The 22,273-nt window shown below is 62.1% G+C and carries 15 protein-coding genes and 2 pseudogenes; 9 read left to right on the forward strand and 8 right to left on the reverse strand.

Annotated features, from left to right (window positions below; genetic code table 11):
• Nucleotides 1-104: 104 nt before the first annotated feature.
• Nucleotides 105-1,844, forward strand: coding sequence for a long-chain-fatty-acid--CoA ligase (locus tag QP363_RS09250; RefSeq protein WP_070711018.1), 1,740 nt, complete (start codon nucleotides 105-107; stop codon nucleotides 1,842-1,844).
• Here the strand turns inward: QP363_RS09250 and QP363_RS09255 are convergent.
• Nucleotides 1,841-2,839 (reverse strand): hypothetical protein, encoded by a 999-nt coding sequence (locus QP363_RS09255; RefSeq protein ID WP_141754778.1) that lies wholly within the window; start codon nucleotides 2,837-2,839, stop codon nucleotides 1,841-1,843. The genes QP363_RS09250 and QP363_RS09255 overlap by 4 nt on opposite strands.
• 300 nt (nucleotides 2,840-3,139) lie before the next feature.
• Here QP363_RS09255 and QP363_RS09260 point away from each other — a divergent pair, with 300 nt between their 5' ends.
• Nucleotides 3,140-12,112, forward strand: coding sequence for a type I polyketide synthase (locus QP363_RS09260; protein ID WP_284764224.1), 8,973 nt, complete (start codon nucleotides 3,140-3,142; stop codon nucleotides 12,110-12,112).
• 390 nt (nucleotides 12,113-12,502) lie between these two features.
• Nucleotides 12,503-13,780: a Fic family protein gene (locus tag QP363_RS09265; RefSeq protein ID WP_070645765.1), complete on the forward strand. Its 1,278-nt coding sequence runs from the start codon at nucleotides 12,503-12,505 to the stop codon at nucleotides 13,778-13,780.
• A 137-nt stretch (nucleotides 13,781-13,917) separates the two neighbouring features.
• On the opposite strand, the gene QP363_RS09270 is transcribed toward QP363_RS09265, so the two are convergent.
• Complete coding sequence (locus QP363_RS09270; protein WP_070645764.1) at nucleotides 13,918-15,078, reverse strand: RtcB family protein; 1,161 nt, start codon at nucleotides 15,076-15,078, stop codon at nucleotides 13,918-13,920.
• Between the two features lie 406 nt (nucleotides 15,079-15,484).
• Here QP363_RS09270 and QP363_RS09275 point away from each other — a divergent pair, with 406 nt between their 5' ends.
• Nucleotides 15,485-16,288, forward strand: coding sequence for a beta-ketoacyl synthase N-terminal-like domain-containing protein (locus QP363_RS09275; protein ID WP_284764226.1), 804 nt, complete (start codon nucleotides 15,485-15,487; stop codon nucleotides 16,286-16,288).
• Between the two features lie 39 nt (nucleotides 16,289-16,327).
• Here the strand turns inward: QP363_RS09275 and QP363_RS09280 are convergent, their stop codons facing one another.
• Together QP363_RS09280 and QP363_RS09285 are read right to left on the reverse strand one after the other, a co-directional pair.
• Entirely contained in the window at nucleotides 16,328-16,627 is a 300-nt protein-coding gene (locus tag QP363_RS09280) for a hypothetical protein (protein ID WP_239663605.1), read from the reverse strand.
• An 11-nt stretch (nucleotides 16,628-16,638) separates the two neighbouring features.
• A complete protein-coding gene (locus QP363_RS09285) occupies nucleotides 16,639-17,232 on the reverse strand; it encodes a hypothetical protein (protein ID WP_141750587.1) in 594 nt (197 codons plus the stop codon).
• Nucleotides 17,233-17,545: 313 nt separating this feature from the next.
• Here QP363_RS09285 and QP363_RS09290 point away from each other — a divergent pair.
• Nucleotides 17,546-17,737, forward strand: a pseudogene (locus tag QP363_RS09290) (RepA protein); the annotation flags it as partial.
• 127 nt (nucleotides 17,738-17,864) lie between these two features.
• A complete protein-coding gene (locus QP363_RS09295; protein WP_080975052.1) occupies nucleotides 17,865-18,701 on the forward strand; it encodes a pentapeptide repeat-containing protein in 837 nt (278 codons plus the stop codon).
• An 86-nt stretch (nucleotides 18,702-18,787) separates the two neighbouring features.
• Here QP363_RS09295 and QP363_RS09300 read toward each other — a convergent pair whose 3' ends face one another.
• From QP363_RS09300 to QP363_RS09315, 4 genes are all read right to left on the reverse strand, one after another.
• Nucleotides 18,788-19,102 carry an NIPSNAP family protein gene (locus QP363_RS09300; protein ID WP_174232238.1) on the reverse strand — a complete coding sequence of 105 codons (315 nt, stop codon included), beginning with the start codon at nucleotides 19,100-19,102 and terminating at the stop codon, nucleotides 18,788-18,790.
• A gap of 99 nt (nucleotides 19,103-19,201) precedes the next feature.
• Nucleotides 19,202-19,531 (reverse strand): multidrug efflux SMR transporter, encoded by a 330-nt coding sequence (locus tag QP363_RS09305; protein WP_003849969.1) that lies wholly within the window; start codon nucleotides 19,529-19,531, stop codon nucleotides 19,202-19,204.
• Nucleotides 19,528-19,887, reverse strand: a complete 360-nt coding sequence (locus QP363_RS09310) for a multidrug efflux SMR transporter (protein WP_048733039.1) — start codon at nucleotides 19,885-19,887, stop codon at nucleotides 19,528-19,530. The genes QP363_RS09305 and QP363_RS09310 overlap by 4 nt, the downstream gene beginning before the upstream one ends.
• The gene (locus QP363_RS09315; RefSeq protein WP_144013056.1) at nucleotides 19,884-20,429 is read right to left on the reverse strand and encodes a TetR/AcrR family transcriptional regulator; all 546 of its coding nucleotides are present in this window, start codon (nucleotides 20,427-20,429) and stop codon (nucleotides 19,884-19,886) included. Before QP363_RS09315 ends, QP363_RS09310 begins: the two co-directional genes overlap by 4 nt.
• A gap of 304 nt (nucleotides 20,430-20,733) precedes the next feature.
• On the opposite strand from QP363_RS09315, the gene QP363_RS09320 reads away from it, so the two are divergent.
• The 3 genes and pseudogenes from QP363_RS09320 to QP363_RS09330 all read left to right on the forward strand — a co-directional run.
• A complete protein-coding gene (locus tag QP363_RS09320) occupies nucleotides 20,734-20,871 on the forward strand; it encodes a hypothetical protein (protein ID WP_168163687.1) in 138 nt (45 codons plus the stop codon).
• Nucleotides 20,871-21,464, forward strand: a complete 594-nt coding sequence (locus tag QP363_RS09325) for a recombinase family protein (protein ID WP_070645761.1) — start codon at nucleotides 20,871-20,873, stop codon at nucleotides 21,462-21,464. Before QP363_RS09320 ends, QP363_RS09325 begins: the two co-directional genes overlap by 1 nt.
• Nucleotides 21,465-21,954: 490 nt before the next feature.
• A pseudogene (locus tag QP363_RS09330) lies at nucleotides 21,955-22,197 on the forward strand (IS256 family transposase); the annotation flags it as partial.
• Nucleotides 22,198-22,273 lie beyond the last annotated feature (76 nt).

Genomic DNA, 22,273 nt, shown 5'->3' on the forward strand with positions numbered 1-22,273 from the left:
TTCACTCCTCTAAGCAACTTTGCTAATTTTTGCGAGACTTCTGTCACAAGTTGGTTATACTGTTCCACACATAATAAGTTTGACCACCTAAGGAGTTCGCGAACATGACCGAATCCCCTGCCCAGGCCCCCTCCGCCTTTGAGACGAAAGCCTGGCTCCAGTATTACCCTGAGTGGACTAAACCCAATCTGGATTACGGCACCGAAACGCTCTTGGACTCCTACCGAGAAACCGTGGAGAAATTCGGCGAAAGGCCCGCCACGTGGTTCTTTGGTCACCAGATGACCTACCGCGAACTCGACACCCACGTGCGCGCCGCCGCAGCGGGGCTTAAGGCCTTCGGCATTCGCCCCGGCGACCGCGTCGCCGTAGCGCTCCCCAACTGCCCCCAGCACGTGGCGGTCTTCTATGCCATCTTGAAGCTCGGGGCGACCGTCGTGGAGCATAACCCGCTCTACACCGCTGCTGAGCTCGAGCCCCTGTTCCAGGACCACGCCGCCCGCGTGGCCGTGGTCTGGGATAAGGCGAGCCCGGTCTTTGAGGAGCTGCGTGATTCCACGCCGCTGGAGACGATCGTTACGGTCAACATGATTGAGGCCATGCCGCGCCCCAAGCAGCTGCTACTGCGCTTGCCCCTTCCTTTCATTAAGGACAAGCGGGCCGAGCTTTCAGTTCCCGCCCCCAACACCGTTCCGTGGAGCACGCTCACAGGCCGCGCCATCGGCGGGCAGGGCCAGAAGCTCGAAGACGCCAAGGTCAACCGCGACGATACCGCACTAATCCTTTACACCTCCGGAACCACCGGCAGACCCAAGGGAGCGGAGCTGACCCACTCCAACCTGTACTGCAACATGAAGATGGCGGAAGCGTGGGTGCCCGAATTGGGCAAGAAGCCCGAGCGCATGCTCGCCGCCCTCCCCCTCTTCCACGTCTATGGACTCACCCTCATCGCCGCCCTTGGCGTACACATTGGCGGCGAGCTGGTCCTCACCCCTGCACCGAAGGTTCCTCTGCTCCTCGACATCATGAAGAAGCGCCTCCCCACCTGGATGCCGGGCGTGCCCACGATCTACTCCAAGGTTATGGAGGCAGCCAAGGAACAGAACATCGATCTCCACGGCATCGGGAACAGCCTCTCGGGCGCAGCAGCGCTACCAGAGGAGATCGTTGAGGAATGGGAGATGCTGACCGGCGGCCTGCTCGTGGAGGGCTATGGGCTCACGGAAACCTCGCCGATCGTGGCCGCAAACCCGCTCAACAAGAACCGCCGCCCCGGCTATATCGGCATCCCCTTCCCGGATACCGAGGTGCGCATCGGCAACCCAGACAACCTCAGCGAGACCCAGCCGGATGGCACCGCGGGCGAACTCCTCGTGCGCGGGCCGCAGGTGTTCAAAGGCTACTTCAACATGCCGGAGGCCACCGAGCAGTCCTTCCACGAAGGGTGGTACCGCACGGGTGACATGGCAATCATGGAATCCGATGGCTTCATCAAGATCGTCTCCCGCATCAAGGAAATGATCATTACCGGCGGCTTCAATGTGTACCCGGCCGAAGTGGAAGACGTTATCCGCCAGCACCCGGACGTTACCAACGTGGCCATCGTCGGCCGTCCGCGCGCGGACGGCTCCGAGGATGTCGTGGCCTGCATCATCCTGGAGGATGGCGCGGTGCTCGATCCAGAGGGCCTCAAGGACTACTGCCGCGAGCGCCTGACCCGCTACAAGGTACCGCGCACCTTCTACCACTTCGAGCACCTGGCCTCCGACCAGCTTGGCAAGGTCCGCCGCCGCGAAGTGCAGCAGGACCTCCTCAAACTGCTCGGCAAAGAAGCTTCCGCCTAAGCCGCGCGGTCGATATAGCGCATCACGCGCGTGGGGTTGAAGGTTCGGTAGAACGCTTCACCAGCACCGACAAGCTGGCTCACCAACGTGCTGAGCTGCCAATCCAGCTGCTCATCGGTGTAGCCCCACTTCGTGGGAATGCGGGCCGTGGCCACCAAGACCAGGTCCTGCCCATCGCCGCCATCGAGGTTCACCACCTCGATGCGCGCGGAGTAGACATACTGATCATCGTTCATAAACTCGGCCCAGCGCACGAGCGCGTCAAGGTCGCACGCACAGCGGCCGGAGGGCGTGACGAGGCGGAGTTCAATATCCCCGGAGCCATCACGAGCGGATTCAATAGTGATCGCGTGTTCATTGATGAGGATGCTCACGGCCCCGTTCCGGTGGTCCACCACGTGAACGGACGTGCCGATCATCGCCAGGCGCGTGGCGCGCTCGTGCACCCGCCACATCCCCACCGCTGAAACCCCATAGGCCTCGCTGAAATAGTGGGGCGATACCGGCTTAAGCCCAGACCCCTTCCGTGGCTTGGAGGGCTCTTCCGGAAACTGCTCATCTAGGCGCGCGAAGACCGCCGACATTTCGGCCGCATAGCCCGCGATAATGCTCTTGAGCTGAGCATTCGTGGCCGTCGACGGCAGATAAGGCGGCGCAAGGACCAGCAGGTGGGTATGCATAGTAGAGCTTCCACAGGGCTCGGCAACGAGGTTGCCAGAGATTCCACCGCCGTTGAGATCATTGACCTCCATGCGCAAAGGCTGCCGGTCCGGGTTGAAGCGCACTGCACCGCCCCAATACCCAAGGACACAGAGGCCGCCCATCTCTTCATTGACGTCGACACTTAAGAATCCGCCCGCAATTTTGATGGTAGGCAAGCCGGTGGAGAAATCTTCCTCCAGCTTTCCGGCCAGCTTGGTCATGGTTTTGATGACTCGGCTTTTGCTGAGCCGAGCTGGTGTCTTGTTTGTTTTCTCGGTTGCTGATTGAGACATAGTCCCCCCTTGTTTTTCTTTTCTTTCATGCTGCGCGAACCGATGCTGAGCCACCCCTGCTCCTCCCCGAGCCGCTGCAGTGAGGCCAAGAATACAAAAGGTTGCGCAACTTCGCGCAGCGGCGACGCGGCGAGTACCCCCACAACCCAAACGTGAGAAAAACCTCACATTTTCCGCGCGGGAGGCCGCTTTGCGCGAAGGCTTCGACTACGGTGGCACATCATGATTGTTCTGTAGGGCTAACTAATCTTGCCCACAGCTCTTCATAAAACCGTTCCCCATCAGCTCAAAAGAGGAAAGATGCCTGTTACTATGCTGCATTCCATGCCCCGCCCGGCCGTACTTTTCGCCGGACAAGGCTCCGATTGGCAGGGTTTCATCACCACCGCCGCGCAGTCTGCCGCCACTGCTGACACCCTGCGCGAGACCCTCGCCCAGGCACGCAGCCTCACCGGCCCCGCCGCACGCACCATCGCCTCCACGTGCCCCGGCGCGCTCGAGCGCCTCGAGCAGCTCATTGCGGGTTCCACCGAGTCCACGTCCCTCGATGCCCTGCCGGCGGTCTCCATCCCCGGCATCGTCCTCGGCCAGATTGCCGCTATCGAGCAGCTGCGTGACCTGGGCGTCGACATCGACGAGCGCGCTGGGCATTCGCAGGGCAGCTTGGGCGCGTTGGCCGTCGACAAGCCAGCGCAAGCCCTGGCCCTGGCCATCCTGATGGGCACCGCCGCCAGCGCGGTCAACGGCTCCGATCCGCGCTCCCAGATGCTGTCCATTCGCGGCCTAGAGCGCAGCTTCGTCACCGAGTACCTGCACGGCACCGCCGCCATCGCCGTGGTCAACGGCCGCCGCCACTTTGCGCTGTCCGGCAGCCCGGAGGACCTGGCTGCCACCCGCACCGCCATCGACGAGGCCGTGAAGAGCTTCAACGCCGAGCTGGAGAAGCGTACCGTCGGCGGCGATGAGCTCAGCCCCCGCTTTGATGAGCTGCCCGTGGCCCTTCCTTTCCACAACCCGGTGCTCGCCCCAGCCGCCGAGCGCACCATAGACCTGGCTCAGAAGTGCGGCCTCGACGCGGATGAGGCCCGCGCGCAGGCCGAAGCCATCCTGGTCACCGAACACGACTGGCCGGCCACGCTCGCCGCGCTCGACTCCGAGCACCTCATTGTTCTCGACCGCGCCTTGGCGAACATCACCCGCCGCGTGGTGGAAGGCACGGGAATCACGGTGGTCTCGGCCGCCACCCCGCAGGAGCTTGATGCGCTGGCGACGCCGGGCGCTGAACTGCCCAAGGCCCTGAACTACGCTGACTTCGCCCCGCGCACCATCGAGCTTCCCAACGGTCGCACCTATACCCAGACCCGCTTCTCCGATCTCACGGGCCTGTCCCCGATCATGCTGGGCGGCATGACGCCGACCTCCGCTGATGGTGAGATCGTGGCCGCGGCAGCCAACGCTGGCCACTGGACGGAGATGGCCGGCGGCGGCATGTACTCCGATGAGGTCTTCCGCGCCCACCTGGCCACAATGGAGCAGCACCTGCGCCCTGGCCGCACGGCGCAGTTCAACACCATGTTCTTTGACCGCTTCCTGTGGAACCTGCACTTCGGCCAGGCGCGCATCGTGCCCAAGGCACGCGCGGCCGGTGCGGCTTTCAACGGCGTGTGCATCTCCGCCGGTATCCCGGAAGTAGAGGAAGCTGGCGAGCTGCTGGACCGCCTTCACGCCGATGGTTTCCCCTTCATCTCCTTCAAGCCCGGCACCGCGAAGCAGATCCGGGATGTGCTGGCCATCGCCACGGCCTACCCGGAGGACCGCATCATCATGCAGGTCGAGGACGGCCACGCCGGCGGCCACCACTCCTGGGTCAACCTGGATGACATGCTGCTGGATACCTACGCCGAAATCCGCCAGCACCCCAACGTCTACCTGGCGGTCGGCGGCGGCATCGCCTCCCCGGATCGCGCCACCTCCTACCTCACCGGTGAGTGGGCGAAGAAGCACGCTATGCCGGCCATGCCTGTCGACGCCGTCTTCCTCGGCACCGTCGCCATGGCCACCAAGGAAGCCAAGGCCACCGATTCGGTGAAGGACCTGCTGGTCAACACGGAAGGCATTTCGCCTTCCAAGAACGGCGGATGGGTCGGCCGCGGCACCGGTGCGAACGGCGTGGCATCCTCGCAGTCGCACCTTTTGGCGGACATCCACGACCTGGATAATTCCTTCGCCGCGGCCTCGCGCCTGATTACTTCCCTGAGCATCGAGGAATACCCGGCCCACCGCCAGGAGATCATCGACGCCTTGGCCAAGACCTGCAAGCCTTACTTCGGCGATGTGGAGTCCATGACCTACGCGGAGTGGCTCGAGCGCTTCGTGGAGCTGGCCCATCCGTCCGTGGATCCCAGCTGGGATGACCGCTTCTTCGATCTCCTGCACCGCGTCGAAGCCCGCCTGAACCCGGCGGACCATGGCCAGATTGAAACTCTCTTCCCCGCTGTGGAAGCTGTGCACGATGCCCCGCAGGCCGTGGCCAAGCTGCTGGATGCTTACCCTGCCGCACGCACCACCGAGGTCTCCGCGCGCGATGCCGCCTGGTGGATTTCCCTGCACTACAAGCACGTCAAGCCCATGCCGTGGGTACCGGCCCTGGACGGTGACCTGAAGTCCTGGTTTGGCAAGGACACCCTCTGGCAGGCACAGGATGAGCGCTACACCGCTGACCAGGTGCGCATCATCCCCGGCCCCGTGGCCGTGGCGGGCATTACCAAGAAGAACGAGCCCGTGGCGGACCTGCTTGCCCGCTTCGAGCAGGCCACCACGGATGCGCTGCTGGAGCAGGGCTCGACCCCGCAGAAGGCTTTCTCCCGCCTGAACTCCGCCGCCGATGAGGCCGCATTCCTGCGCACTTCTCCTACCCTGCTGTGGCACGGCCACCTCATGGCCAACCCGGCTTATGAGATGGATGAGAACGCCTTCGACCTGCGCCAGGATGCTGAAGGCAACTGGGAGATTGTTATCACGGCGGACTCCTATTGGGATGACCTGCCGGAGGAGCAGCGCCCCTTCTACGTTCGCGAGGTCACCGTCCCTGTGGACCTGCCGGAGGATGTAGCCACGGGTGGCTCCCCGGTGGTCTCCGAGGAGCGCCTGCCTAACTCCGTCTTCACCCTCCTGGAGGGCTTGGCTGGTGTCGGCTCCACGGCAGAGCAGGGCGATGAGATCACTAAGATGCCCACCGTCGAGTCCGGCTACTCCTTCCACTTCCCTGCTTCGCTGCTCTCCGCACACAGCGCGGTGACCTGCGGTGAGTCCTCCACAGAGAAAGCCGGCACCCCGGATGTCCTGGTCGGCCCGTGCTGGCCGGCCATCTATGCCGCGCTCGGCTCCGGCCGCCTAGAGGATGGCTACCCGGTCATCGAAGGCCTGCTTAACGCGGTGCACTTGGACCACGTCATCGACCTGCGCGTGCCGCTGGAGCAGCTTGCCGACGGCCGCCAGATCGACGTCACCTCCTCCTGCACCGCCATCGAGGAATCCGTCTCCGGACGCATCGTCACGGTGGAGCTCGAGCTCAAGGATCACGCTTCCGGTGACATCGTAGCCACGCAGATGCACCGCTTTGCCATCCGCGGCCGCGCCACCGGCACCGCCGCACCGAGCCAGGCACCGGAGTGGGGCGGCGGCAAGTCCGCCACCAAGGTGGTACCAACGCCGCGCTCCTTCGTCGACCGCGCCACCGTCACCGCCCCGCAGGACATGACGCCGTTTGCGCTGGTTTCCGGTGACTACAACCCGATTCACACGTCCTATAATGCGGCCCAGCTGGTTAACCTGCAGGCACCGTTGGTGCACGGCATGTGGCTCTCGGCCGCGGCACAGCAGGTGGCCGGCCGCCACGGCCGCGTGGTGGGCTGGACCTATTCCATGTACGGCATGGTGCAGCTGGGTGATGACATCGAGGTCACCGTCGAGCGCGTCGGCCGCAAGGGCATCCACCAGGCCCTCGAAGTCACCTGCCGCATCGAGGGCGAAGTCGTCTCCCGCGGACAGGCCCTGCTTGCCGCGCCGACCACGGCGTACGTCTACCCCGGCCAAGGCATCCAGGCCGAAGGCATGGGCAAGGGCGACCGCCAGGCCTCTCCGGCAGCGCGCGAGGCCTGGCGCCGTGCCGATGCGCATACCCGCGAAAACCTCGGCTTTAGCATCCAGAAAGTCATCGATGAGAACCCGACGGAGCTCACCGTTCGCGGCACCACCTTCCGCCACCCGCAGGGCGTGCTGCACCTGACCCAGTTCACCCAGGTGGCCCTGGCTGTGGTGGCCTATGCCCAGACCGAGCGCCTGCGCGCCGAGGACGCCCTGGCCCCGACCTCCTATTTCGCCGGCCACTCCCTGGGCGAGTACACCGCGCTGGCCTCGCTGGCGAATATCTTTGACCTTGAGGGTGTCATCGACATCGTCTACTCCCGCGGCTCCGCCATGGGCAGCCTGGTCCCGCGCGATGCGGAGGGCAACTCCGAGTACGCCATGGCGGCACTGCGCCCGAACATGGCCGGCATTGATGCAGACAGCGTCGACGCCTGGGTGGCTGAGGTCTCCGAGGCCAGCGGTGAGTTCCTGGAGATTGTTAACTACAACATCCGCGGCCAGCAGTACTCCGTCGCCGGCACCAAGAAGGGACTCAAAGCCCTGGTGGATAAGGCCAATGCCATCGCCCCGCGCGCGGCGGTCATGGTCCCGGGTATCGATGTTCCTTTCCACTCCCGCGTACTGCGCGAGGGCGTTCCGGCCTTCGCGGAGAAGCTCGATGAGCTGCTGCCGCAGGAGCTGGATCTGGATGCCCTGGTAGGCCGCTACATCCCGAACCTGGTGGCCCGCCCCTTCGAACTCACCCAGGACTTCGTCGACGCCGTGGCACCGCTGGCTCCCTCAGGCAAGCTGGACGGGCTGAAGGTGGAGGACCTGAACGAGCACGAGCTCGCCCGCCTGCTGCTCATCGAGCTGCTGTCCTGGCAGTTCGCTTCGCCTGTGCGCTGGATTGAGACCCAGGAGCTCCTCTTCGGCAAGGTCGAGCAGATCATCGAGGTCGGCTTGGCTTCTTCCCCGACGCTGACCAACCTGGCTACCCGCTCGCTGGCCGTCGCCGGCATCCCGGAGGGCACCATCCGCGTGCTCAATGTGGAGCGCGACCAGGAGCAGGTCATGCTTGCCGACGTCTCCGAAGCCCCCGCCGCCGAACCGGCACCGGAATCCGCTGCGGAGGAAGCTCCGCAGGCCAGCGAGGTACCAGTCGAGGCTGCCGAGGCTCCGGCTGCGGCCGAGCCAGCTACACCGGCTCCTGCACCTACCGCGTCAGCTGCCTCCGGCGACGCCCCCGAGCTGCGCTTTGGTGCGGCGGAGGCCATCATGGTGCTCTTCGCCTTCCAGAACAAGATCCGCGTGGACCAGATCACGGACTCCGACACCGTGGAAGAGCTGACCAACGGCGTGTCTTCGCGCCGTAATCAGCTGCTCATGGACATGTCCGCGGAAATCGGCGTGCCGGCCATCGATGGCGCCGCCGATGCCGACGTGGCCACGCTGCGCGAGAAGGTCGCCACCGCCGCCCCGGGCTACTCCGCTTTCGGCCCGGTTCTGGGTGAGGCTGTCGGCGCGCGCCTGCGCCAGCTCTTCGGCGCTGCGGGTCTCAAGCCCACCGCCGTGGCGGACTACGTCACCGGAACCTGGGGCCTGCCCGAATCCTGGGTTGCCCACGTCGAGGCGGAGATCCTGCTCGGCTCCCGTGAAGAGGACTCCGTGCGCGGCGGCTCGCTGAGCACCGTGCCGGCGAGCGCTACCTCGAAGTCCGCAGCACACGAGCTGATCGACGCCGCCGTCCAAGCCGTCGCCGCTGCCCACGGTGCCTCCGTGTCCAAGGGCGCGGCCGCCGGTGGTGCCGGTGGCGGTGCCGTGGTCGACTCTGCTGCTTTGGATGCTTTCGCCGAGACCGTCACCGGTGAGAACGGTGTGCTGGCTACTGTCGCCCGCCAGGTTCTTACCCAGCTGGGTCTGGACTCTGAGCCGGAGCTCATCGAGGCGCCGGATACCACCGTCATCGATGCCGTCGAGGCAGAGCTCGGCTCCGGCTGGCTCAAGTCCGTCACGCCCTCCTTCGATGCGAACAAGGCCGTGCTTTTCGACGACTCCTGGGCCATCGCCCGCGAGCGCCTCGCCCGCCTGGCACTGGGCCAGGCCGAGTACCCGGTGAACAGCTTCCGCGGTGCCGGCGAGGATCTGGCGCGTCAGGCGCGCTGGTGGAAGCGCGAGGATATCGCCAAGGCCGCAATGGACACCACCCCCGGCGCGTATGCCGGTGAGGTTGCCCTGGTCACGGGTGCTGCCCCTGGTTCCATCGCCACCGCGCTGGTGGAGCGCCTGCTGGAGGGCGGCGCAACCGTCATCATGACTGCCTCTCGTGTCAGCCAGGCCCGCAAGGAATTCGCGCGCACGCTCTACGCCGAGCACGGGGCTGCTGGTTCCGCCTTGTGGCTGGTCCCGGCAAACCTGTCGAGCTTCCGCGATATCGATGCGCTCATCGACTGGATCGGCTCCGAGCAACGCGAGTCCGTGGGCAACGAGGTCAAGATCCTCAAACCGGCCCTCACTCCGACGCTGGCCTTCCCCTTCGCCGCGCCGAGCGTATCCGGCTCGCTGGCGGATGCCTCCGGCACCACCGAGGCGCAGGCCCGCTTGCTGCTGTGGTCCGTCGAGCGCACCATCGCGGGGCTGGCACGGCTGAGCCAGGAGGATGTGGACAAGCGCTGCCACGTTGTCCTGCCGGGCTCGCCCAACCGCGGCACCTTCGGTGGCGACGGCGCCTACGGCGAGGTCAAGGCAGCACTCGATGCCATCCTCAACAAGTGGAAGGTCGAAGCCGGCTGGCCGCAGGGTGTCACGCTGGCGCAGGCCAAGATCGGCTGGGTCGCCGGCACGCACCTCATGGGCGGCAACGATGGGCTGGTGCCCGCTGCCGAGAAAGCCGGCATCAAGGTGTGGAGCCCGGAGGAGATTTCCGCCGAGCTCATGGACCTGGCCAGCGCCGATTCGCGCGAGCAGGCAGCTCACGCCCCGGTGGAGAAGGACCTCACCGGCGGCTTGGAGGGCTTCTCCCTCAAGGAGCTCGCCGCAGATGTGGAGCCGGCAGGAACCACTGGCGCAGCTGCACATGAGGAAAAGGACGCCCCCGCCACCATCACCGCGCTGCCCAACCAGGTCCAAGCGGTACAGCCCGGCCTGGAGGAAGAAGTTGGCCAAGTCACCACGGACCTGGAGGACATGGTGGTCATCGCCGGTATCGGCGAGGTCTCCTCGTGGGGCTCCGGCCGCACGCGCTTCGAGGCCGAGTATGGCCTGCAGCGCGATGGTTCCGCGGAACTGACCGCCGCTGGCGTACTGGAGCTGGCCTGGATGACCGGGCTGGTGGAATGGCGCGAGGACCCACACCCGGGCTGGTTCGTCGTGGAGAGCGATGAGGAGATCGCCGAGGAGGACATCTTCGAGCGCTTCCGCGATGAGGTCGTCGCACGCTCCGGCGTGCGCACGCTGACGGATAAGTACCACCTCACCGACCGCGGCTCCATCGACCTGACCACCGTCTTCCTCGACCGCGACGTCACCTTCACCGTGGATTCGGAGGCCACCGCCCGCGATATCCAGGAAGCGGACCCAGAGTTCGTCAGCATCGTCGAGGTGGACGGCGAATGGCAGGTCACCCGCCGCCAGGGTGCGACCGTCAAGGTCCCGCGCAAGGCCACGCTGACCCGCTCCGTCGCCGCCCAGATGCCGGATGACTTCGACGCTGCCAAGTGGGGCATCCCAGAGCACATGCTCGACTCCCTGGACCGCATGGCGGTGTGGAACCTGGTCAGCGCGGTGGATGCCTTCACCCAGGCCGGCTTTTCCCCGGCGGAGCTGCTGCGCTCCATCCACCCGGGCCAAGTAGCCACCACGCAGGGCACCGGTATCGGTGGCATGGAATCCCTGCACAAGGTCTTCGTCACCCGCTTCCTCGGTGAGGAGCGCCCGTCCGACATCCTGCAGGAGGCCCTGCCGAACGTCATCGCGGCGCACACCATGCAGTCCCTGGTGGGCGGCTACGGTTCCATGATTCACCCCATCGGTGCCTGCGCTACCGCAGCGGTGTCGATTGAGGAAGCTGTGGACAAGATTGCCTTGGGCAAGGCCGATGTGGTCGTGGCCGGCGGTATCGACGATGTCCAGGTGGAGTCCCTCCAGGGCTTCGGCGATATGAACGCCACCGCGGAGACCGCCAAGATGACCGCCAAGGGAATCGATGATCGCTTCATCTCCCGCGCCAATGACCGCCGCCGCGGCGGCTTCCTTGAAGGCGAAGGCGGCGGCACCGTCCTGCTTGTGCGAGGTAGCCTCGCGCAAGAGCTGGGCCTTCCGGTGCTCGCCGTGGTCGCCCACGCCGCTTCCTACGGCGACGGCGCCCACACCTCCATCCCGGCCCCTGGCCTGGGTGCACTGGGTGCTGGCCGCGGCCGGGAGAACTCCCGCCTGGCGCGCTCGCTGCGCGGTCTGGGCCTGACGCCCAACGACGTCACGGTCCTGTCCAAGCACGACACCTCCACCAACGCCAACGATCCCAACGAGTCGGAGCTGCACTCCCTGCTGTGGCCAGCGATTGGCCGCGATGAGGATCAGCCGATGTTCGTCATCTCCCAAAAGACGCTCACCGGTCACTCCAAAGCGGGTGCCGCGCTCTTCCAGACCGGCGGCATCATCGACGTCTTCCGCACGCACCGCATCCCGGCGAACGTGTCCCTGGACTGCGTCGACCCGCTCATCGCCCCGAAGGCGCCGAACCTGGTGTGGCTGCGCTCCCCGCTGGACCTCGGCTCTGCGGGCCACAGCGTGAAGGCCGCGGCGCTGACCTCGCTTGGCTTCGGCCACGTCAGCGCGCTCATCGTCTACGCCCACCCCGGCGTGTTTGAGCAGGCCGTGTCCCAGCAGCGCGGGGCGGACGCCGCCGCCTCGTGGCGTGAGCGCGCTGAGCAGCGCCTGCGTACTGGCCGCGCACACTTCGAGGCCGGCATGCTCGGCCGCGCCCCGCTCTTCAAGGTCATCGAGGGCCGCCGCCTCCCGGCACGCGACGCCAAGGTGATGATTGACGGCTACGGCCTCGTAGACGCCGACAAGGCCGCGGAAATCTCCATGCTCCTCGACGCCGATGCGCGCCTGGGCACAAACGGGGAGTTCCCGAGTGCGTAGCCTCTAGCAATCAGGGCCAGTTCGTACTTGAACTGGCCCTTTACTTTTGCCCAAGCATCGTTTCGCTTTATGTCGCGACGATGTTTGCTCACCGACTCTTTTCAATCAGGAGAAGCCAATTCTCCTTGAAGCTGCGCATCTTCGAGGCCTTCGACATGCCTCTCAAACGGAGCAAATATTGCGCTTAGAATCCGCCGTCTAACTTGATAGCTTCCTTCAGCACCGTTCTGTTTCCAATAGTCTTTAACAAAGCAGTGACTCACGATAAGAGTTATCTGGCGCATTGCGCTCGCAGCCCACCGGGATAACAGCTATCCCAGTAAACTAAGATATCGATCTACCGAGATAAGCCTTATCCCCGATGCCCCAAGCGCATGACAGGAGTCAACTGTGGCAAAGACAGTCGAATTGGAATGGATCCCTGCTGATGGCAGCGGTCTTTCTAGACGCGCCAAGCAAGGCGGGAAGTATTATGCTTTTGTTCCCGATCCCCTCGCAGACATGTCTTTGAAGCTGCCGTCCGAGCTCTCACGACGTATCGTTCGCATCGAGCGGGAGATTCACAATCTTGGGATGAGAGACAATACCCACTCCCTTGAAGGAGTTGCGCGACTCCTGCTCCGTTCTGAGGCCGTCGCTTCCTCCAGGATCGAGGGAATCGCTCCCAACTCCGACAAAGTGGCCATGGCGATCCTCGCGCGTGAATCAGATTCCGAAATTCGGGGTTTCAAAGAATCCGCAACAGCTGTCGCCCGCAATGTCGCCATCCTCGACACCATCAATACGGACTTGGCTTACAAAGACGAGCTGGTCCTGGATGACATTGTTGCAATGCAGACAGCGCTCGTTGCAGAAAAGCCTTTACAAGGAGTACGTACTACTCAAAACTGGATTGGCGGGTCTGACTATCACCCCATCGATGCGGCTTTTGTCCCCCCGCCTCCTGCACAAGTCCCAGGACTCCTCGACGATCTCATTGAATACTTCAACGGGGCAGACCACGCCGCGCTTGTTCAAGCAGCGCTCGTTCATGCGCAGTTCGAGACCATCCACCCATTCCCGGATGGGAATGGACGCGTGGGGCGAGCTATGGTTCACGCGCTTTTGCAGCGCAGAGGGCTCACCGATGCTGCAGTTCTCCCCGTCAGTATGGTTCTGGCAACGCTCGGTGACCGTTACGTCGACGGACTCACGAAATTCCGCGAGGGTGACGTGCTGGCATGGATCTCTTTCTTCGTCGAGGCAGCACAAGTCGCCACCACCAAAGCAGCTGAACTTGCGGATAGCGTCGCCGCCCTAGAAGCAGAATGGATGGACAAGGTCAATCGCCATCGCACTACGCAAGGAAGCAAGCGCGCATTGAAATCGAATTCGACGGAGTTCCAACTGCTCAAGAAGCTTCCTGCCATGCCTTTGGTCACGGTGCCCATCGTGAAGTCCGAGCTGGGGATTTCATCGACAAGCACGGCCCGAGATGCTCTCGATTCACTCACCGACGCTGGCATTCTGCGTAAGAAAGTAATCGGTGCGGGCGGGCTTCTCGGGTACTTCGCTGACGATGTTTTCATGTTAGTCGACGATGCTGAACGCCAACTCGCCTCGACGCAGTTTAATACTCGGCTTTCACCTCCGACCGGCCGAGCAGTTCCAGCCCTTCGCGATAAATAAGCAGTAATCACTAGTGGTCACGCCCTTCGTTTCCTTACACAAGGCAAAGCGTCGTGCTGGTGCGACGCTGCAGGAGGGGACATCGGAAAGCTTGAAAGGGACCGTCACTAAAAGTGACGGTCCCATCATGGCGCAGGTTAGGTGCCCTTAACGTTGAGGATCTGGCGCAGGGTGTGCTTGACCTCAACGAGCTGGGCGGCATCGGCCATCACGCGGTCGATGTCCTTGTAGGCGTCCGGAATCTCATCGACGAACTCGGCGCCGGGACGATAGACGATCCCTTCCATGCGTGCGGCAAGGTCCGCCTCGGTGAAGCGGGCCTTGGCCTGGGTGCGCGACATGACGCGACCCGCGCCGTGCGGCGCAGACTTGAGGCCCGGCGGGTAGCCCTTGCCTTCCACGACGTAGCTAGCGGTGCCCATCGAGCCGGGGATGAGGCCGCGGTCGCCTTCGTCCGCCTTGATGGCGCCCTTACGCGTGAGCCACACGTTCTTACCGTAGTGGTTCTCGCGCTGGGTGTAGTTGTGGTGGCAGTTGATGCGCTCAAGTTCAAGCGTCTCCCGATCCGCGCCAGACCAGGTGGCGACGCAGTCGAGGAAACGATCCATCATCTCATCGCGGTTGAGCAGCGCAAAGTGCTGTGCCCAGTGGAGATCCGCAATGTAGGAGTCGAACTCGGGCGTGCCCTCGACGAGGTAGGCCAGGTCCTTGTCCGCGAGCTGGATCCAGTGCTTCTTGCAGTGGCGCTGCGCGGCCTTGATGTGCTTCTGTGCAATCTTGTTACCCACGCCGCGCGAGCCAGAATGCAGGAACAGCCAGACGCGGTCTGATTCGTCGAGACACAGCTCGATGAAGTGGTTGCCGCCGCCCAAGCTGCCCAGCTGCTGACGCCAATTCTTCGAATGACTAAGGTCCACGCCGGTGTCCTGGGCCAGCTGCGCGAGCTCACGCGTGCGGGCCTCGGTGCGCGGGTCCATGATCCAGCCGTTGTAGTTTCCGGGCGAGAGCGGAATGGAGTCTTCGACTGCGGTGCGCAGGTCCTCGAGAGCGAAGTCCTGGATATCCGCGTGCGTGAGGTGGGTCCGCACGGCGATCATGCCGCAGCCGATGTCCACGCCGACGGCCGCCGGGATGACGGCACGCAGCGTGCCGAAGACGGTGCCGACCGAGGAGCCCTTGCCAAAGTGGGCATCAGGCATGAGCGCCACGTGTGGGTGGACGAAGGGCAGGTCAGCGACGAGTTGTGCCTGCGCCACCGTCTTGTCTTCAACAATGGAGGCGAAGTTGTGCAGGCGCATAAGAGAGCCTTTCTCTGCGTTTGCGTAACGCAGTTCGTGAGAAAGGGCCTGCTTGGGCGGCTGACTTGTAAGCTGTGCGCGCGGGTCGCGCGGCTGGCACCAACGTCCGGGATAAGCAGGGCCGCTTTCCCGGGGAATGGTCAAGTCAGCCTGTTAGAAGAGTTGCTTAAAGAGGCGTCCTAGCGGCTGATTGTTATAGGTCATCATCGCGGTTCGCCTCCTTTTTGCTTTCTTGTTCTTCTTTCGGGCTGTTAGTGCTGCGTGTGAGCCTACACGATGTACGCGATTTCTGCATGCGATTGATGATGCAAGGAAATTCACCCAGCCACGAAAACTTGACACCGTCCATTCAGCCGCATTCAGTGCCTGCTCATTTGTTCGTCCGTCTGGCGGGGTGTCGTGCGCCGTGATAAGCTTTGTTCAATCATTCAGCCCGCCTCGACCTAGTCGAGAGTGGGCTGGATCTTTATCTGGGTTATACAGCAAGATTGCGCTGGGCAAGGCCGACGTCGTCGTCGCCGGCGGCATCGACGACGTTCAAGTCGAGTCGCTGCAAGGCTTTGGCGACATGAACGCCACCGCAGAGACTGCAGCGATGGCTGCGAAGGGCATCGACGAGCGCTTCATCTCCCGCGCCAACGACCGCCGCCGCGGCGGCTTCCTCGAAGGCGAGGGCGGCGGCACCGTCCTGCTTGTGCGAGGTAGTCTCGCGCAAGAGCTGGGCCTTCCGGTGCTCGCCGTGGTCGCCCACGCCGCTTCCTACGGCGACGGCGCCCACACCTCCATCCCGGCGAACGTGTCCCTGGATTGCGTCGACCCGCTCATCGCACCGAAGGCGCCGAACCTGGTGTGGCTGCGCTCCCCGCTGGACCTCGCTGCGGCGGGCCACAGCGTGAAGGCCGCGGCACTGACCTCGCTCGGCTTCGGCCACGTCAGCGCGCTCATCGTCTACGCCCACCCCGGTGTGTTCGAGCAGACCGTGTCCCAGCAGCGCGGGTCGGACGCCGCCACCCAGTGGCGTGAGCGCGCCGAGCAGCGCCTGCGTGCTGGCCGCGCCCACTTCGAGGCCGGCATGCTGGGCCGAGCTCCGCTCTTCGAGGTCATCGAAGGTCGCCGCCTCCCGGCCCAGGATGCCAAGGCCGCCGAGATTGCCATGCTTCTCGACGACTCCGCGCGCCTCACCGAGGACGGCACCTACCCCTCCGCCTAAGGCACTAGCCCCTTGTAAGTGCGGCCTGGGGAGTTTCCTTTATTGTGCGGCCTCCAACCGCTCTTTGAAGCTGGTGGCTAGATCGAGAAGATCGACTGAATTATCTGCGGGCCGCTGTTGAGACAGGTTTCGCTGTGCGGCGCGCACAAGCGTTGAGAGCCTTCCGGTGTCGCGGGCCAGTGGGGAAGTGGTAGGCAGTTCTGCCTGCATTACCTGTAGGTGTTTGGCGGCGCTGTTGGCAGCGTCTAGCGCGTACTCGTAGTCTCCAGTATCCCCGTGGGCTTTGATAAACAAGGCGCACAGGTGCGCGCCCTGGGATTCACGAACGATGTCAGTCATTCTATCCCTACTTACTCAAGCCACTTCTGGCTTGGCCCTTTGAGGCTTTCTGAGGCCCGCCATGCAACTACCAAGATAGAAATCTGGAAGAAAATAATCACTGCGTTTGGTGCTCCTCCCACGCTCGAAATAATTCCGCCTACGGTTAAAAGTAGTAGAGCTACGCCCGTTAAAACGCCCCAAGTTGCGCTTCCCCTCCTGGCCAAGAAGAAAATGATAAAGCCCAGTAGCATTATCGGAAAACAAAGGCACATGGTCCACACTTCCAAACTCGCGCCGCTAGCAACTATTTGAAACATGGAGAATAGTGACCCTTGGATCAGCACCAGAGAAAAGTTTCCCAAAGTCTGTGGATTCCATTTATTTCGTCTTTGCCTGTCGTCAGAAGTAGTTGGTTCAACCTGCTCCCTTTTGGTCTGGTTGCCTTGTATTTCTGTCGAGTCCACAAAGAGGGGTGGTTTTCGCCTGTCGAGCATGGTGGTGATGGTGCACAGAATTATGAACGCAAGGGCCCACCAACTACCTGCTCGCGAAGACTGTTCTTGTCCACCGGGAACTGTCTTATTTCCGTCTTCCCGTAGGGGACTATTTTTACTTTGGCTCACAGACCCCAAGGCTACGTCAAACGATTGTTGTCTCTAGCCAGTAAGTGTGGGCGAAACTTTATGCACGTACGGAACGTTGTATGGGCATGACGATTTTAATATTAATTTTCATTTTGGCCGCTGTCGTACTCACCTATATCTTGCACACGCGCCGGAAAGAACGGGAGCGTCGCGAGCAGGAAGAGGCAAGGCGGGAGAAGCGCAACAGAGAGGCGCTTGATAAGTATTGCGAACGTTGGAGAAATCCATACACGGAAAACTAAGCACGTTCCAGACCCGGCCCTCTCCAAAAATGAAAGCATGAGGCACCCCAGGAACTGCAGCACGCGACGAAACAGCCTTTAGGCACGCGCTTAAAACCGGACACCGACTGCGTCAACAAGGCCAACGCCTCACCGATGCCGCAATTATCGATGCCTACGAACACGCCTACAACATCGCACACACCCACGGCGGCGCAGGACGCGACAACGAGATGCCACCCATGTGCGACCGCCAAACCATGCCTAGGAACAAAACTCGGGACACTTCAGGCCTCATGAACAATGCCAGCCACCGTTTCTTCACCCCTTTTTGCCTTCAACCAACGACAACGCGCGCCTAGACCCCAACATTAGACATATTCTTTATGAATGGGGTCCGACAAAAATACACCTAACGAAGAAAACGCACCAGAAGACACTTCCCCGAAAGAACACAATGCACTAGATAGGAAATCCCCTATAGAGAATCATTCCGAACAGGAAAAAGAGGTCGCTCAGAGTACAAGTGGCGCTTGGTTTGCTCGCCTCAAACGTCTTAGCGGCTTTCGGGGACCGATCCTTAAAAGTCAATGGCTCCGCAATGTTGGGGTGTCGCTCTTCGTGACCGCCCTGTTTGCGGGGGCGCAGCTTTGTCTCGCTAATAATCAAGCAAATACGGCAGAGCGGCTCGAAAATCTGCGATACGTTCGCGAGCGATCTCAAGTTACGACGCCAATTGATTTATCACCCCAGTGTCTAAGAACTGGCGAGTTCATACTCACCCCCGAGTCAACAACTACGAATTCCTCCGCAGACGATAAAGACCATTTCACTCCAGAACTGCCTTTTAAAGACTTTGACCTAAAGGGGCAGAACTTGAGCGGGCTTTGGCTTAACTGCGCAAACTTTAGTGAAGCAAACCTCGAAGGAGCAGACTTAAGCAACACATATTTGATAGGCGCAAATCTAAGCGGCGCGAATCTAAGAAACGCAAATCTAAAACACTCGCAGCTTCAGTTAGCGCGACTAGAGAATGCCGATTTGAGCGGTGCAGATCTGAGCGGAGCGAACCTATCGGGAACTCCTACAGACCTTTCGATTCTTGAAACTGCAACTTTGTGCGAGACCACTCTCCCAGAGGACAACCTAGGGCTAACACAGCAACAGAAAGAACGGTTACAAGAATTAGGTGCGACTTTCACTAAGGAAGAAGACGAAGAGCCATAACGCTCACGCCCAAATTGGGTACACCCATCTGTACGCGCTGACCTGCGGCGTTGTGGGTTGTGCCGAGCGTGCTGCCGGAGTCCCTTTCAGTGTCCCTGGGGTAGGAGCGGCCGCATGAAGGTGCGCTCGTACCGCAGGACGCACTCGGACTCGTCTCGAATCCGGTCAGCGGCGATGAAGTCCGAGTGGGTGCCGAACAAGGTGCGGTACTGCTCGTAGGCAGCCAGGCTGGGGAAGCTGAACAGGGATTCCGCACGGTCACTCACACCTTCCGCGGGTAGGTAGTACCCGTGGTGGGTGCCGCCGTGTTCGTCGACATGCCGCATCCAAGCGCGGGCGAACTGTTCAAAGGCTGCGATCTGGTCGGGGTCGATGGTGTAGTGGACGACACAGGTGATCACATCCACAACGCTAGGCCCACAGGCGCTCATTGGGGAGCCTTTGTCTGTGCGCCTCGTGGTGCAGCACACCAATCTGCCTGGTTTACCTGCGGAAATGCGTCAGTTCGCCAAGTTGGCGCCGAGTTCAACGGTGAGAACTCCGACGGCGATGAGGAGGATGCCGAGGGCCATGGTTCGGGTGAGGGGTTCGTGGAAGATGACCCGGGCGAGGATCGCGGTGAGAGCTACGCCGGATGCTGCCCAGATGCCGTAGGCGACGCCAAGGGCCATGCCGTCGGCCAAGGCGAGACTTAAGGCGACGAACGCCACGAGATACCCCGCGATGACGCCGATGAACCATTTCTTCACCCGGCCACCGTCGGAGGCTCGTAGCGACATGGTCGCGACGACTTCGGACAAGATGGCGCCTGCGAGGAAGATCCATCTCATGAGTTGACTCCTGCTTCCTGGGCTGCGGTTTGCTGAGCTTTCTGGGAGCCGAGTTCGACGGTGAGGACACCGCTGATGATCGCAACCATTCCAAGACCCATCACAGCGGTCAGAGGTTCACCGAAAATCGCGGCGGATAGCACGGCGGCGAGCACGACCCCGCTGGCTCCCCAGATGCCATAGGCGACGCCGATCTGCATTCCTTCGCGCAGGCAGAAGGTGAGGAAGACGAAAGTGCCGATGTATCCGGCAGCAACCACGATGTACCAGGATGGGTGATTGAGCGCCGCCTTGAGAGACAGCGTCGCCGCCACTTCGGTAGTGATGGCGCCAGCGAGCAGGAACCACTGCTTCATGGGGTTGTTCCTTCGATCAGGGAGCGAATGCTGGAGACGACGGCTTCGAGATCCGCGCCGTGGAGGGTGGACACACCTGTGGCCTGGGCGCCCCAGAGTCCGTCGGCGGCGAGTCGGGCGGTGGTCAGCCTGGCTCGGGTGGCGGCGTCGAGATCGTCCGGGAGTTCGAGCCAGCGGCCCATCCGCGTAGTCCACGGTTCGGTGAGTTCGGGCCGATACGTCGCTTGGCCCCAGATGATGAACTCGGCGCGCTTGGCGACCCCGTGGGCGGCGACGTGAACGTAGCTCAGGAGCCGCTCGGTGGCGTTGGCGTTCTCGAGGGGCTTGCCAAGGGTGGCAGTCATGTCGTTCTCGACGTTGGCCGCAGCGTGGTCGACGATCGCGGCGAGCAGTACGTCGCGGTTGCGGAAGTGATATAGCAATCCCGGTTTGGTGAGCCCGGCCTCGTGGGCCACTGCGTCAAGGGTAATGTCGCCACCCTCCGCTGCGTTCATGACGCGGAGGGCAGCTTCCAGGATCTCGGAGCGCTGACTGGTTCGCATATAGCTAACTTTACCATTTGGTAGGTGAAGCCTTCAACTGCGGGCGCTGGTAGGGGCACCTGGGGTACACCCTAATTTTACTAGCATCCATGCCCGCAAGTTGCATGTAAAATAGGGTAGATTCAGACATTGTTTTACACATGTACAGCAGGACCTAGGCCTTAGATTTACAGAAGGTGGTGAGTGTGGTGTTGTCGCCGGATGGTTTCCATATTGAAAGCCATATTGACGCAGTGCCCGCGTTAGCGCGGGTGAAAAACTGCATGGTGGATTGTCGTCGGGGCAGCAGGCGTTGGGCAGGATTGTGCAATCCTTACTTGCTGACGCTGACGCTCTCGACGGTATTCAGCTTTATGCCCTCTCGGATGCAATCGAGTCGTATCGTGATGCGATCATCGCCCAGGAGAATGCTGCCTTTGACCCCCTGCGGGGCGAAGACTAATGGCCAATGACCCCGGCTCACGCGGGCAGCGGGTGGGCTATATCCGCGTTTCCACGGTGGAGCAGAATAGTCAGCGCCAGAAAGAACTACTCAATGCTTCCGGCAGGATCGACCGATTCTTTGAAGATAAGATTTCTGGCCGCACGAAGACTGAGCGTCCTGGGCTTGGGGAGTGTATGGCCTATGTGCGTGACGGTGACGAGCTCGTCGTCTCGTCGATTGATCGCCTCGCCCGATCACTTACGGACCTTCGCGGTATCGTTGATGAGCTCACCGGAAAGGGTGTGACTGTTACTTTCCTGCACGAGCACCTCACGTTTGCGAAAGACACCACGGACCCGCGTGCGGATCTAATGCTCGGCATCCTCGGCAGCTTTGCGGAGTTTGAGCGGGCCATTATTCGTGAGCGCCAGGCGGAGGGGATTGCGCTGGCGAAAAAGGCCGGCAAATACAAAGGGCGCAAACCCGCTCTTAGCCCGGGCCAGGTAGCGGAGATTAAGCGGCGCGTTTCGGCAGGGGAGTCGAAAGCAGCACTAGCGCGGGAATTCGGAGTCACCCGCCCTACGGTGTACCGGGCGTTGAAGAACGCATAGATGCGGCGATGGGGGCGGGTGAATATACGCCCCACGGTGCTTGCCACATGGCAGGACATTGACTGTTCCAGGCACGCCTACAGGTAGCCTTACGCACGTTTCCCCTCGTGGGCGGCTTTTACAAGGGTGTCGAAGGCACGCCCCCAGGTCTCGTTAGGGATAACTGCTAACGTTATTTCCGGTTCACAATCACGCCCCGCTACTTACGGTGGGGTGTGGGTGTGACTTCCTCGTCGGTGCGCGGTAAGGCCCGCGCGTGACGTGGGCTGTCCCGCGCGCCCTTTTCAGGCGAGCGGACAACCCTACGACGCAAAAGGGGCTTAAGGGACATTTCGTGTGGATAAACCGATACAGATCCTCGGGGCAGCCTGGGATAATGCGGTGATTTTGATTTTGGATCGGTTCCAACAGCCCGATCGATGAAATCAACACTGGATAGTCCTAGGTCTGTGATAGGAGGACTGCAGCTGGTGCGGTAAGGCCAATTCCTATGGCTAATAGGAATCGGCCGTCGTGTGACGTGTGCGGCCATGGACTGGTTAAGAACGGCAAGACCGCGGCAGGAACCCAACGCTGGCTATGTCCTAAATGCAACGTTTCATCGATTAATACCCGCGCACACGCCAGCGAGATACGCCACTTCAAGATCTTTATTGACTGGATTCTTTCCGGTGAATCTGCAGACCATTTAGCCAAGCGCCTTGGGGTAACAAGGCGGACTTTAACCCGGTGGGACCTGCCCCCTGTTTGGTAGACACCTCCGATTCCGACCGTGTTGGGTCGGGGAAAGGTAATCTACCTCCATGCCT

The organism is Corynebacterium sp. UMB6689 (assembly GCF_030215295.1).
Taxonomy (GTDB): domain Bacteria; phylum Actinomycetota; class Actinomycetes; order Mycobacteriales; family Mycobacteriaceae; genus Corynebacterium; species Corynebacterium aurimucosum.

What these genes read in the sequence shown, in the direction of transcription:
- QP363_RS09250 (WP_070711018.1), top strand. Translation starts at nt 105, where the DNA reads ATGACCGAATCCCCTGCCCAGGCCCCCTCCGCCTTTGAGACGAAAGCC.
- QP363_RS09255 (WP_141754778.1), bottom strand. Translation starts at nt 2,839, where the DNA reads ATGTCTCAATCAGCAACCGAGAAAACAAACAAGACACCAGCTCGGCTC.
- QP363_RS09295 (WP_080975052.1), top strand. Translation starts at nt 17,865, where the DNA reads ATGGGGTCCGACAAAAATACACCTAACGAAGAAAACGCACCAGAAGAC.
- QP363_RS09280 (WP_239663605.1), bottom strand. Translation starts at nt 16,627, where the DNA reads ATGACTGACATCGTTCGTGAATCCCAGGGCGCGCACCTGTGCGCCTTG.
- QP363_RS09270 (WP_070645764.1), bottom strand. Translation starts at nt 15,078, where the DNA reads ATGCGCCTGCACAACTTCGCCTCCATTGTTGAAGACAAGACGGTGGCG.
- QP363_RS09310 (WP_048733039.1), bottom strand. Translation starts at nt 19,887, where the DNA reads ATGAAGCAGTGGTTCCTGCTCGCTGGCGCCATCACTACCGAAGTGGCG.
- QP363_RS09315 (WP_144013056.1), bottom strand. Translation starts at nt 20,429, where the DNA reads ATGCGAACCAGTCAGCGCTCCGAGATCCTGGAAGCTGCCCTCCGCGTC.
- QP363_RS09305 (WP_003849969.1), bottom strand. Translation starts at nt 19,531, where the DNA reads ATGAGATGGATCTTCCTCGCAGGCGCCATCTTGTCCGAAGTCGTCGCG.
- QP363_RS09260 (WP_284764224.1), top strand. Translation starts at nt 3,140, where the DNA reads ATGCCTGTTACTATGCTGCATTCCATGCCCCGCCCGGCCGTACTTTTC.
- QP363_RS09325 (WP_070645761.1), top strand. Translation starts at nt 20,871, where the DNA reads ATGGCCAATGACCCCGGCTCACGCGGGCAGCGGGTGGGCTATATCCGC.